Source organism: Microbulbifer mixtoriginis (SeqCode) (genome assembly GCF_052466765.1).
In genome coordinates this window covers 3,109,579-3,123,324 of the sequence record NZ_CP174289.1, presented here as the reverse complement: position 1 = coordinate 3,123,324, position 13,746 = coordinate 3,109,579, and the positions used below count along the sequence as shown (strand labels likewise).

General features: G+C 49.8%; 6 protein-coding genes. 3 read left to right on the top strand and 3 right to left on the bottom strand.

The annotated features are described in order from the left end of the window. The 3 genes from ACJJIV_RS13700 to tnpA all read left to right on the top strand — a co-directional run bounded on the left by ACJJIV_RS13700 (nt 1) and on the right by tnpA (nt 2,187). The gene (locus tag ACJJIV_RS13700) at nt 1-606 is read left to right on the top strand and encodes an ABC transporter ATP-binding protein (RefSeq protein WP_444889311.1); all 606 of its coding nucleotides are present in this window, start codon (nt 1-3) and stop codon (nt 604-606) included. Beyond that, nucleotides 603-1,412, top strand: coding sequence for an ABC transporter permease (locus ACJJIV_RS13695; RefSeq protein WP_444889310.1), 810 nt, complete (start codon nt 603-605; stop codon nt 1,410-1,412). Before ACJJIV_RS13700 ends, ACJJIV_RS13695 begins: the two co-directional genes overlap by 4 nt. A 463-nt stretch (nt 1,413-1,875) precedes the next feature. After that, entirely contained in the window at nt 1,876-2,187 is a 312-nt protein-coding gene (tnpA, locus tag ACJJIV_RS13690) for an IS66 family insertion sequence element accessory protein TnpA (RefSeq protein ID WP_444889309.1), read from the top strand. Between the two features lie 152 nt (nt 2,188-2,339). On the opposite strand, the gene ACJJIV_RS13685 is transcribed toward tnpA, so the two are convergent. The 3 genes from ACJJIV_RS13685 to ACJJIV_RS13675 form a co-directional block, all read right to left on the bottom strand. Next, nucleotides 2,340-2,651 (bottom strand): hypothetical protein, encoded by a 312-nt coding sequence (locus tag ACJJIV_RS13685; protein ID WP_444889308.1) that lies wholly within the window; start codon nt 2,649-2,651, stop codon nt 2,340-2,342. Between the two features lie 15 nt (nt 2,652-2,666). After that, nucleotides 2,667-8,756: a toxin TcdB middle/N-terminal domain-containing protein gene (locus tag ACJJIV_RS13680; RefSeq protein ID WP_444889307.1), complete on the bottom strand. Its 6,090-nt coding sequence runs from the start codon at nt 8,754-8,756 to the stop codon at nt 2,667-2,669. 187 nt (nt 8,757-8,943) lie between these two features. Further along, nucleotides 8,944-13,596, bottom strand: coding sequence for a fibronectin type III domain-containing protein (locus ACJJIV_RS13675; protein ID WP_444889306.1), 4,653 nt, complete (start codon nt 13,594-13,596; stop codon nt 8,944-8,946). Between the last annotated feature and the right edge of the window lie 150 nt (nt 13,597-13,746).

Here is a 13,746-nt window from a genome sequence, read left to right as displayed (position 1 = left end):
ATGTCTAAACTACATATAGAAAATCTGAGTAACGATTTACTTCAGAAAGTAGATCTAGCTATAGCACCAGGCGAAGTTGTTTGCTTATCTGGCCCCTCAGGATCTGGTAAAAGCCGCTTACTACGTGCCATCGCCGATGTCGATCCTCACAACGGCCAGATCTCTCTTGGCAATAATTTACAAGAGGCTATGTCTGGTCACCAGTGGCGCCGCCAGGTTATGTTGGTACCGGCACAAAGTGCCTGGTGGTACGAGACAGTGGGCGAACACTTTAATCAGCCGATGGGGCAAGCATTAAAAATTTTAGGATTTCCCGAGGAGGTAACAGAATGGCAGGTAAGCCGGCTATCCTCCGGAGAAAAACAACGCTTGGCGCTGATTCGCGCGCTCTCCTACACTCCAAAGGCACTTTTACTCGATGAACCTACTGCCAATCTGGATGCCGATACTACAAGTAAAGTAGAAGCATGGCTTATGGATGAAATCAGCAAGCACCAATACCCGGTAATCTGGGTGGCCCACAGTAAAGAACAGATACAGCGAGTGGGCAGCAGGCATTTTGAGATTCAGGGAAGCCATCTTGTGGAGCGGGAACTATCACAATGAGTGTGATCAACCTGACCTGGTGGCAGTTATCGCTGGCTGCGGCGTTGGTGGTTGCCCTGGCAATTTGCACCCATATTGCCCGATTACAGCTCGGTAAACCGCTGATTATTGCGGCAGTACGCACTGCGGTTCAATTGGCGCTTGTCGGAGTCATACTGGAAGCCCTGTTCGCTGTTGGCACCCTGTTATGGGTCAGTCTGCTGGGATTGGCAATGTTATTGTTTGCCGGGCAACAAGTCGTCTCTCGGCAAAAATATCGCCTGCGCGGAGGCTGGAGTTTTGCCATTGGCACTTTATCCATGCTGGTTTCCGCATTTAGCGTCACCATACTGAGTCTAGTGGTGCTAATCGGCCCCCAGCCCTGGTACCAACCGCAATATTCTATTCCATTATTAGGCATGCTTCTGGGAAACACCATGACCGGCGTTGCCCTTGGCCTGGACCGATTAACAGAAAGTATGCGACGTTCAAGTGATATTATTGAAAACCGCCTAATGCTGGGCGAAACCTGGCGGCAAGCCAGTATTGAATTTCGCCGGGATGCGATGCGCGCGGGATTAATGCCAACGATCAATTCGATGGCCGCAGCCGGTATTGTCTTTCTGCCAGGTATGATGACCGGGCAGATATTAGCTGGTACATCCCCTACAGTTGCAGTGAAATATCAGATTTTGATTATGTTTACGATTGCTGCGGGTACTGGGTTTGGTACTTTTGTGGCGGTTGTGCTGTGTGCGAGGCGCTTATTTGATGATCGAGAGAGGTTATGTATAGATAAATTATCAGAGAATGCCTCCTGTAAGTAATGAACATAAGCTCACTTATTGATGACACCCATAAAACTTCTAATTACTGATTTAATTCCAAGAAATAAATATCTCGCGCACTCCCTCGCACTGAAATCAAAAAACACTATTCAGCCGCTGAAAAAATGTAAACATAACATTTTAAAAACAGGAAATCTAAAAATCACCTTAAAATACTATACTAACAATCAAGTTAAAAACACAGACATCTGCCCTCTATCACTCTTATTCTTTCAACCGGTATTGTCGTAGTGATACGCATCACCTTCAAAAAATTAATCACTCTAGAAAATACTGTAGCATAACTAAACCAGCACCAAAAAACATGAAACCATCACAAAAAATAATGACTATTTCACCCACACCTTTAATAATATTGTAAGCGCCTAAAGAACCACACTCTACCTTTCTCTGCAAGCTTCACTATTCTGCGATCTCCCCTATATTTATCGGAGATTCCATCATGCCCAAACGTACCCAGTCCGAATGGCTCACACTATTTGCAGAACACCGCAGCAGCGGCTTAAGTGCCGCCGCCTTCTGCCGTGAGAAACAACTCTGTCCCAAATATTTCAGCCTGCGTCGCCGCCAACTCAAGGCTTCGAACCCTACGACTACATCTGACCCTCAGCCTTTTATTCAAGCCATTCCCGCCATTGCAAATAAAGCCACAGGTGACAAAGCTATTGTCTTGCACGGACGATGGGCTGAGCTGACTTTTCCAAGCTCTCTATCGCCCCAATGGCTGGCAACGTTTCTCAAAGCTCTGACATGAAATGGTTTACCGACGTCAAGGAAGTTTATTTACATCGCGACCCAGTGGACTTCCGTAAATCCATCAATGGTCTATCGATTAAAGATAAGCCCGCTAAAGCGGGCTTATCTTACACCTCATCATAAGAGAAATAGAGCATATCCAAATTTGCTTCATCTCCACATTTCCCCAGTCTCTTTATTTAATGATATGGGGATATACTGAGCAGCTATCTTATCTGGGAATTCCAACTCTTGGTTGGAGCCCACATATAGCTCTCCAGTCGCATCATAGTAACAAAATGCTAAAGCAACTCCATTTTCGTTAAATACCCAATAGCGTTCCGTACCTGAGTGTGTACGAGATGCATCACTCTCAACAAAATGCTCTTTTTCTAAGTATTTTAAAACCTCACTGTATTTAATTTTGCATCGACCAAAACAATTGACAATTCCGGTTTTCCCTTTCCAAATTGTTTTAATCATATTTTAATCCTAAAATTAACAGTTAATCTTGGTTACATTACAGGAAATAATGGCTTGATCATCAACAGTTTTAACATCTGGGTTATGTCCATTACCTGACCAGGTAGGTTTACCCGGCACATGTCCCCTATCCGGTGTTGCAGGAGTAGTAAACTCAAAGCCTTTTGCATTAGCGGGTAACGGTCCTTCATAAGCCTGTACCTTTGGGATATCACTTGCAAAAGTGTTTCTTGGTGCATTCCCCCTAAGTTCACCACTCTTAGCAATTGCTTCAATACTCTCCTTAGGGTCTCCCAGACGATGGTAAACCCGCTCTGAACCTTTTGTTGCCTCTGTGGCCTCTACAGTTCTTGTGGCCTTTGGAGCCTTTAGGCTTCTCGTAGGTTTCCCCAGCCCCCTCAAGTCACTAAACTCTCCATCATTAAACTCCGTACCAAGCAATACATCTGAAGCAGCACCAAGCTTATCTCCAAAACCCGCTTTGCCATCGAGGAATATTGTATTCAGGTCGTCCGCAACCCCTACTAACTCATCAAGACCAACCTCTTTCAAAGACTTGGCATCCAGTTTTCCGGTCTTACGGAATTGCCTGTAAGCTTTAAATGCTAGTTTTGCAGCAGTCACAGCCAGTTTAACTACTGACTCACCCTTTGGATCAACATAGTTAATCGGATTATTCCGCGCATAGCGATAGGGCGTCCAACGCTGCGGATCTGCAAAACGTCCCGAGTGGTTTAGCACTGGATCCGGGCTGATAAAGGTACCAAAGTCAGACTGTAGATAGCGCCTTTCGAAGTAGCCTAACCCCGTAGACTCATCCAGCTCTTTACCCGCATAGCGGTAAGGTGCTGCGGTACTATCACCGAAGACATTTTCCAGCTCGCCGTAAGACTTATAGATAAAGGCATTAATGATCTTGCCAGCCTTATCCAGAGTCAGGTCGGTAGAACCTACGTGCGTGTGCAGGTAATACTCAGTCGGCGTGAACACTTCTCCACTCTGGTCACTGCGGGCAATACGTTTCTGGCCAACACTGATGTACTTCAGTAATTTGCCATCACGTACTTCACTATCTCCGTCAATATACAGGGTGACACTGCGGGCTCCGCCTGCACGTTCGGTGATTTTAAAGCGGCGCTGGTGTTTAAAGTCATAACCGTACTGGTCAGCGGCTTGCTGATTACCGGCGTAAGTCAGGCGCTGGTCGTGGTCCCAGTGGTAGGTCTGGTCACCGGCTTGCGTACGATTACCGTTGTCATCGTATTCAATCAGGCCTTGGGCCCAGCTTAACGCTTGGGGGCCGGGCAGGCTGCCACGGCTACTGCGGTTGGAGGCGCCGTTGTTATTATTGTCATTGCTGCCGCCGTAACGCAGATCTGTGATCTGGGTATTTCCAGCGGTAGCCATATCTGCCAGGTCAACACTCGCGCGACCCACTTGCAGCAGGTTGCCAATTTTGTCGTAGCTGTAATAAACCTGCTCGATATCGTCGGCAACACCGGTCAGGCGATAAACATCGTCGTAGCTGTAGACAATATTTTTTGCCAGGGATGCTGCCTGGGCACTGGTTGCGCCGAGTTCAGCAGCCATTGCGGCGAGGGCGTCGCTGGGGCGTTTATCATCGATACCGAGTACATTGGAGACGGCATCAAAACGGTAATCCCACTGTTGCAGTGGCAGGGCGTCCCCGCTGCGCTGGGTGCGCAAGCCAGCCAGTCGCTGGCGCTCGTCAAAGCCCCAATCAGTTTCAACACCATTGGCCAGCCCTTGGTGTTGCAAAACCCCATTGGCGGTATAGTCCAGGCGCTCTACCACTCCCGGGATGCGCTCGAGCAGGCCGCGGGCGTTATATTCAAAGTTCACCCGGCTATTGTCGGGGTAGAACTGCTGTGTCATACGCCCGGCACTGTCATAGGCGAAGCGCGAGGTATAGAGGGGGCTGTCAATTTGCGGGCCGGTGATCTTGCGCTGGCGCTGTACGACTCTGCCGCGCGCGTCATAACTCCACTGTTCAAAGCCGGCTTGGTCGATCACTTTGGCCAGGCGCCCAAGCAGGAAGGCACTGTCCTCTTCGCCGCGCTGGTCGTACTGGTAGCTGACTACCGGTGAGGTAGAGCCCAGCTGTAAGTCCGGTTGCCAGTTTGCGCCGGCAGGAGATTCTCCTCGCGGTGATAATTGATACTCGGCAAAGAGACGGTTGGCACCGTCGTAGCGATAGTGCCGCTCCTGCCCCAGGGCATCGCGGGTAGCCAGCAGGTTGCCGGCATCGTCAAAGTACTGCCAGCGCTGTCCGCGGTTGGGGTCGTCCAAGAAGCGCATGCGCCCCAGGTCGTCGTAGTACATGGTGCGCACATTATTTTGCGCGTCCTGCAGGCGGGTAAAATTATTATTGAGGTCGTAGTCGTAATAGGTGGACCAGGTGGCGCCACCGATGCCACCCTGGGTATTGGCTCCAACAATTTCATCGACTTGTCTCAGGCGATATTCGCCCTGCGCCGTTTGCAGGCCATCAAACACCAGTTTTTTGGCGGCGCCATTGTGAACGCTGTTCGCGCGGGTTTGCTCTTCATCTTCCAGCACCTGTGCCATGGGCAGATAGGTGATACGGCTGAAGACACTTTCCCCACTTTGCGCGGTATAAGGCTGGTAGATCTCCTGGGCTCGCCCTTGGGCGTCGTAAAGATATTGTCGGTGGTGCTGACCTTTGTCATTGGCACGGTAGGTGAGACCCTGAGCAAAGTAAGGCAGCGCTGTCTGTACTACTTGCCCCCGCGCATTAAAATCACTGTGATCGCTGACTACAACCTGTCCCGACTGCTCGGCTTCACTGCGCACCATCAGGGTACGACCCAGGCCGTCGTAAAAACGGCGGCTGTCGATGGTACCGCCGGCGCCACTCCGTTCGCGTTGGCGTGTTTCTACCCAGCTGATGCGGTGGCCATCCACCATCTGCGCCAGTTGATAATCGTACTCGACCGTGGGGAGTTGCAGGCTGTCCCCCGCTTCGGCCACTGCAGTGAGACGCCCGTGGCTGTCGTAACCATATTGAGTCTGTTGTCCGTTAAAGTCGGTGTAATCGGTAAGTACACCCAGACCTTTGTCGTAGCTCGCACTAGCGGTGAGCCAGCGACTACCGGTATGCAAACTCACTTCCGTGGGGAAGGTGTGATATTGCGGGTCGTAAGTGACTTTGGTTTGGTGGCCTGCGTTGGCGTCCCACAGGGGGTCATAACTTTGAATGCGGTTGCCAAAAGCATCGTAGTGGTGACGCTCTGCGGCAACATAGGCATCTGCGCTCTCAGCATCGTGCCAGAGTCGGCGCAGGGTCAGGTTGCCCTTGGAGACTGCACCTAAGTTGCCAGCGGAAAAACTTTCATCGTCGTAGAACCACTGCTCTTTGGCCACAGCGCGGCCCGACAGGTCGGTAACCTTGCGCTCTAGCGGTAGGTGCAGGAACCAGTGGCCCTGTGCAGAGGCGGATTCCGCACTGAAGCGCAATTGGGTAATACGCTCGTCCTGCCAGTTGCCATCGGTACGGCCCAGCTCTTTGATATAAGTGGTATTACCGTAGTTATCGTAGTCGTATTCCCAGGCAAGGGTCACGGGGGTACCACTGCCCCGCTCCAGCAGATGTTGCTGGCGTTCGGTCATAGCCGCAAACTCTACCCTGCGGTTTTCCTCGGCATAACCGGACAGCAGTTCGCGCAGCTCCCACTGATTTTCCTCGCGCGAGAAAATTCCGCCGAAGGCATCACGGGTTTCTATTTGTTTGATCTTGCCTTGCAGGGCTTCCTGTTCGGTGCCATCGGCTTTTTGGCCCAGATGGAATTCGTAGCGGGTTGCCAGTGTCGGGGTGCTGGCATCTCCCATACGGCGCTCTTCACTGTGCGCAAAACCCTGGAATTCTTTATCGGCAGCATCGTAAAAGCCGTCCCAATAATCCATCTCGGTGGTTTGCTGTTCGCCACCGCGGCCATCATCGACAACAATCCGCTTTAGCACCTGCATCGCCACGGGGATACCCTGTGGCCAGGGGCTGTTAGCCTCGCGGTCTCTCACCATCTCCTCGACAACAGAGCCGTACTCCAAGGTTGTCAGTGCACCCAGGCCATTGTCGATACTTTTTAGCTGGTTCGGTTGTTCATTGGGGAACAGTTCGGCGAAGTAGAAGGTATTGTCACCACGGCCGGGACTGTACCAAACAATATCCGTGGAGCCGTTACCATTGATATCGACCAGGCGCACCTCTTCAGGGGCAACATTGCCTTGAGCCTGGATCAGTTGTGGCTGGCTAAATTGGGCTAATTGATGTTGGTTGCTATTCAGGCCCTGGTTAAGCCAAATGGATACATGGGTTCCATTCAGATATACCAGGTCAGCACGGCCGTCGGCATTGATATCGCTAATACGAACATTGTTGAGATCGTGTAGTGTATCGGGGCTATTGGCAAATACGACAGCAGGTGCAAAACCCTGCAGACCGCGGTTGGCAAAATAGGCAACATAGCCATTGCCAACCCCGACCAGATCCGCCATGCCATCGCCGTTCATATCCCGGAGAAATACGTTGGGATCGCCCAGACGCATAGCCGCGGTGCCCGCTGGCATAGGTAATTGAATAGGCTGCGACCAGCCATCGGGGTGATTTAACTGAGCAACATGGGATAAAACTTTACCGCTGCTATTGGTTATCGTCGCAAAGACATCGATACGTTTGTCATTGTTGATATCCAGCATATCCACATGGGGGCTATCAAGGGGGATTTGCAGCCCATCTATAGCGCCGCTGTACTGCCAACTATGATTATTATCCAGGTGGAAATAGTGTGTACTGCCCGAGCCATACTGCAGCATATTCACTGCACCATTACCGTCGATATCAGCCCAGGTGACGGCATCATAGGAAATACGACTGGTGGAGAAAGTATTCATTTCGCGATAGCTCTGCCATTGCGGCAGGCCATCGTCCCCTGGACCTAAATTAAGCCAGTAGACGTCTTTATTCGGTGCCGTGTTAACAACATCTGGCAAACCATCCCGGTTAATATCCAAGAAGGCGACGTCGGGGTTATTCAGTGGTACCTGACTCGCAGCCGGCATCGGTGACATAAACACCTGATCCTGCTGATAGTGGGTGTAGCCATAGCGTACTGGTGGCAGGGTTACCGTAGATTCGCCCTCGCCTGCACTGGAATGGACTTCCTGTAACAAGGAGAGGCTTTGCCATTCCGTTAGCGGCTGATAGGAAAATTCGTATTTACGTAAGTGGCGCCCGGCAAATTGTGTTTCCACGCGCTGCAAGCGATAAGCGGTTTTAATCTCAAAACCCGCTTTATAATTTGTTAGGACGTCAGGGCGGTCTTCATAGTGAAACTGCACCGCCATATCGCCATTCGTATTATATTGAATCCTGTCCAGATAAATCTGAACGCCATCATCCAACTTGCGATATTGATAGTCGATACGATTGCCATGGGTATCTTCTACCGCCTCTAGATACCAGGAGAATACCGATGTGCCGTTGTTGCCACTGACTCGGCTATTAGAGTCTTGCCCCAAATACCAACGCAGGCCGTTGGATTGAGTCACCAGCCAACCCTTCGACAGACGCTCGTAGCGAGCAAAATCGCTGGCATTTTTGGTGCGATAAACACCGTCTTCCACCAGAACTAATTCTTCGCCCAGGTGATTGATAAACGTATCAAACTCATCAAACTCATCGGTGCGACCATCGCGGTCGTTATCCTGCCGATCAGCCTGACCCCACTCTGAATAATTAGGCAGGCCCTTGTCTGTTTGACGCTGGATATAGGGAATAACCAGTTTATGCCCCAGTCCTAATAGCCCGTTACCAAACCCGCTGTTGTATTCCAGTGATACATCCGGAGCCAGTCCATTACGCCCAGGGGGCACAGCCAAGTTCACTAGGCGTGAACTGGTGCCGGTATTTAAATTAGGGGTGAAAGCCTCACCGAGCCCGGAGATACTGCCCGGACCTGTCGGCAGATTGAGAACGGGTGCTTGCAAAGCGGTGTGTTCATTGGCGGCAACAGCAGCCGTAGATGACACAACCATGCAGCAAGAAAGCAATAAATTGCGCAGCATAAGCATCCTTGTTTTTAAAATCAGTGTTTCCTCAAAAAACACTTTAAAGACTCGTAGTATTTATCGATAGACTCCAGCGTGAGTCATGCTGTAAAAAATAATCTTCAATAAAGACGGCAACCCAGCAGTATGATTACTGCTCGGTTGCCGAATTAATACTCTAATTATTAGGCATTAAAAAAGAGAGTTAATGGACTACCGGCTCGCGCAGTAGTAACAGTGGACCAATATCATCATCACCACAGCTATCAACATTTCTCGGCTTGAAACGATGGTTAAAGATCAACTCAACATCCTTAACCGCATTGAGATCTACCAATGAGCCATAGCGATCTGCCAGCTTGAGTGACAAGCGCCAGCCAGTAGCGGCGACACTGCGTTCTTTAAACGCACTGGTAATCGTGGAATTTGAACCAGTGCCACTATTAAGCACATCCAAGTTTGCAGACATAGAAACACGGTAGCTATTTCTGAACGCCAGCCCAGTTCCCTCAACGGCATCCCAGAATCGAGTGCTATGAGTTATAAACTCGTCCTGAATACCGACTCCATCCGCATTTTCCACCAGAGTTCCCGGAGTTTTACTACGCAGGAAACTAGTGCCCCCATAAGTCAAAAATGCAGGCGTTTCGGTTTCACCACTAACGCTATATGCAAGGGGGATATTAAGACCAACGGTTTCAATTTTATCCAGGTAATTACCACCAGTTGCCAAGCAAGACAAATCACCGTTGTCGGCAATAACTGGCCCCAGGAAGAAGTTACTGCGCGGTAATTCTTTCACCGTACTAAATTCCACAGTTACCCAGGTATCACTGCCGTATTTACGCGACAACAGGCGCAGCTTTTCCTGCAAGGCTTGCTGCGGGCTTAAGCGCGGACCGCCTTGTTGAGCCGGATCCGGATGAACGTAGGTCTGTGCAATACCGTTGATATTATCTACATAGCCAAACACATCATCCTTCAGAGAGAAGGTGTCCGTCGCCTGCTCTATGCTTCCAAGCTTATGGAGTTGATCGAAAGCCAAAAGCTCACTATAGAAATCTCTAAGCTCCTGCCCATTGCGCAAACGGAAAATACTTTCCTTTCTGAAGCCAGTGACTGAACCCACAAAAGATTCCTGCCACTTGTATTCCAGGGCACTGGCCGTGTAGAACAACCACTTCTGTGCTTCTTCAAAGTAACGCTCCGCACGCAGTACTTCAGTCGTCAGGCGGCTGGCATGGATCGGATCGGCAAAATAACGCTCAGCCAGATTGGCATTAGTAGTGAACATCTGGTTCATAACCCGCTGTGCCTGATTCAGCATGCCAGTCAAACGTTCCACTTCCTGCTCAACCGTAGCTTCCGCTTGGGCAATATCCAGCGCAATGGTATTTGCTTCCAGCCACATAGTGCGCACGCGAGCCTTACTCTCCACACCCAGTAGTCTATTTGAGCTGTCGTTTAAGGTCGCGCGCTCTTCCGCCGCTAGGCGGGCGCTCTCTGCCTCCAATTTACCAATATCTTTAATCGTTTTTATATTGCGGTTGTGCTCAGCAACGGTTTCTGCGGTTTCTTTTACCGTTTGCGCTAGTTGAGCCCAATTTTGACTCACGATAGCTGCTACCGACTTCACAATCCCTTTAAACAGGCTACCCCGCTTTCTAGACTGTTCCGCCTTTTTGCGAATTTTGGCAATCTGCTGCTTAATTGAAACCTGCTTGGAGCCGTAATCCAGGATGATCTTCGACATGCCGTCGACGATTCCCTCTTCCTCCGCACGTCGCTCGATTTCGATTTCAATCGCACTCAGCAGGTCTTCCATACGCTGCAGGTTGTTGCTCAGTGCAATTTCCGCAATATCGATATTGTTCGCCTGCAGAGAAATTTCACTACCGTTCTGCGCATCCTCCGTGACAATCACACAGTCCTCGGCAAAGCAGTTACTTGGGAATTCCAAGCCCAACAGGCTGTACAGCCAGTTGCCCAACTGCTGGTGGCGGTCGGTATATTCCGTGGCCAGCTTGTCGGCACTGTGGCGGTAGTTCTCGTAGCTGGTTTTTGCGGCGGCGAGACTATTCTGTGCAGTGGCAATAGGGCCACTGCTGTCATTACCGAGGAAGTCACTCAGTGCATTGAAGGAATCAAACACGGTGTTGCCATCAATACCGTAACCCTGTACTAGCAACACTGAGTCCTGCGGCAGGCCCAGAATATTGGTTTCGCCCGTGAGCCAGCTCACGGAGTTTTCCAAATCGCTGAGATGGGTTTGCCATGCATACACCGCTTCGGGCAGACCAGAGAAACCTTGCACCTGGGTGAAGTCGGTATTCGGGAAGATCGCACGCAATGATTGCTCTTTGGCAATCAACTCACTGCGCAGCGTATTCATCTCGTCAACCATTTGTGCCAGCAGGGTGGTATTGGTCTGTCCGGCAACGACGGCCAGACGCGCTTGCTGCACTTTAGTAGAAGCCAATTTGCTCATCAGCTGATAGAGCATGGTGACATCTTTGTACCCGGTGAACAGTAATTCTGCTGGGGTTACATCTTTTTGTGCCAGGTCGTTGGGGTCGTAGTAGCGGGGGCTAATTTGACCACGGGAGGGACCCCATTGTGCTAAAAACTCCGGTGCATAGGTCAGCAGGGAGTTGTACTGCTCCAGGGCATCCTTCAACAACTGGTGTGCAGTTTCTATATGGCCAACTTCGACCTCTACCGCTTCGTTACGCAGGCGGCTAATACGGGCATTATCCAGGGCTTCATTAGCCAGGATCATTTCCGCTACCGCGCGATCGTAGTAAACATCCAGCGTGAAACGTTGCAGGTTTTCATTGTTGGGATGATGAGTGAGCTGCTCAAAAATAAACGCTTCCACATCTGTGGCACGGTTACGCTCGGCAGTGTCATACAGGCTGGAAAACTCAACCGTGGCTTCACCACTGGCGTAAGGGTTAATCACCGTATTGGTGTTGGTATCAACGATATACATCAGATCCAGGTAGCGGAAGGCCGCTCTATCCCGGGAGAAAATACCCTGGGCAGGATTTTCCTGGGCCGCAGGTACCTGATCGGCTTCGTTGTAGTACAGCTGCTTGCGAATCTGTACCGTGGGATCCAGCTCCATCGTTACCGTGAAGGTATTACTAAAGTCGGAAGAGCCCGCTTTGTTCGCGGCCTGTACACGATAATCGTGCGTACCGAATACTAATGGAGAGGCATTGTATTTATAGCTATTGCCAGCACCGTTATACACGGTTTTCCAGCTGCCATTATTCATACGTTGCTGCAGCAGATAACTATCAGTTTCGGCAACTGATGGCCAGCTCACGGTATAAGCTTCACCGGTAGAGGAAGGCACAGTGATATAACTAGGCGCTACAGGTGGCTTCAGCAACGCTACGGTGGCGCAAGCTTCCGGTGAATAGTTGGACTGATCTGTTGAGGTCAGTGCACGTACCCGGTAGCAGTGGCGCCCGTCTTGCAAGTTACTCAGCTGGTAGCTGCGTGCAGTGCCGCGATAAAGCTGCTTATTTGCACTGTCTACCACTTGATATTCAACGGTAAGACCGCCTTTTTTAACTTCGCTCCAGCTAAGCTTGACCTTGCCATCCCAGCTGTTGGTTGGCGAAGCTGAGGCTACGGGCACACCAACAGCGCGATCGACTTTAACCGTTACTAACGAGGAGTAGTTGGAGCAAGTGCCCTTGGCATTACAAGCGCGAACCTTATAGCTATAAGAGCCATTGCTAACACCAGAGAAACTCTTACTTAAACCAGAACCATTGTACAGAGTGGAGCCACTGCCATCGACCAACTGATAACTGGTGGCAAACTGCTTGGTATTCCAGCTGACAGTATATTTACCATCGAGGCTGGTGGTGGTATTTAATTTAGGTGTTGGTACGCCAGGACGGAAATAGACTTCTAAATCTTTACTTTCTCGATAGCCAGAGCAAGTGCTATTACAGGCCCGCACTCTAAAGCGGTAAGTACTACCATGGCTCAGGGAAGAAACCGTTGTACTGGTGGATGAACCAGAATAAATATTGCCGGACCAATTGCCGTTATCCTTGCGCTGTTGTACCTCGTAGCGAGTAGCCCCGCTGCTGGCAGCCCAGCTGATGCTAACGCTACTAGAGGAGGTATAACTGGGAACAGTGATAGAGGTTGGGGTTGATGGAGTCAGCTCTACCTTTATGGTTCCGCCGTTCTTATAAGCACCACATAAATTCTTTGCGGTGTTACAGGCTCGTACACGATATTGGTAGTTACCACTAGAGCGGCCACTTTCATCAAAGCTAGTTTTAGAACCGTTATAAACCCTGCTCCAGGAGCCACTATTTACCCTACGGTAGAGCTCATACCGGCCTGCACCAGTACTGGAAGACCAGCTAACCTTGTAAGCCCCATCACTATCGAAAGTGCCGTAATTGATACTGGAGGGCGCTGCTGGTTGAAATATAACGTTAACGGTATGAGTGCCTAACTTAACCCTATTGAATCGGGAAGCAGGGCAAGATGTAACTTTATCTTCCCAATCATCAGGGGAGATAATATCTGGAGTACAGTGTTCATGCCAATACTCATAAAAGTATTTACCGGCAGAAGAAACGGTTACAGATTTAGTAGAGTTTGAACTGGAAAACCCATAGTCTAATGAAATATTCCGAGTAAAAGTTCCATTTTTATACTCTTTTAGATATACACCCATTATCCCAAGTGGCGCTACAGACTTATATGACAAGGAATATTTCCCATCAGTATCTGTGCTCGGCCCGCTCAGGGCAGACCCATAAGCAATAGCACTGGCACTTAAAACCTGCAGCACAAAAAAGTTACGAACAAGAGTCAACATTTTAAAAACCAAATTACTATGATTTACATAGACACAAAGCCAATAAGCTTTGACAACGTATAACAACTAAACAATAACTACGAAAAGGTCAAAAACCTCCAAAGCCATAAGCGCCAATTATTTTTAATCAGCGCCTACAGCTAAGCCCAA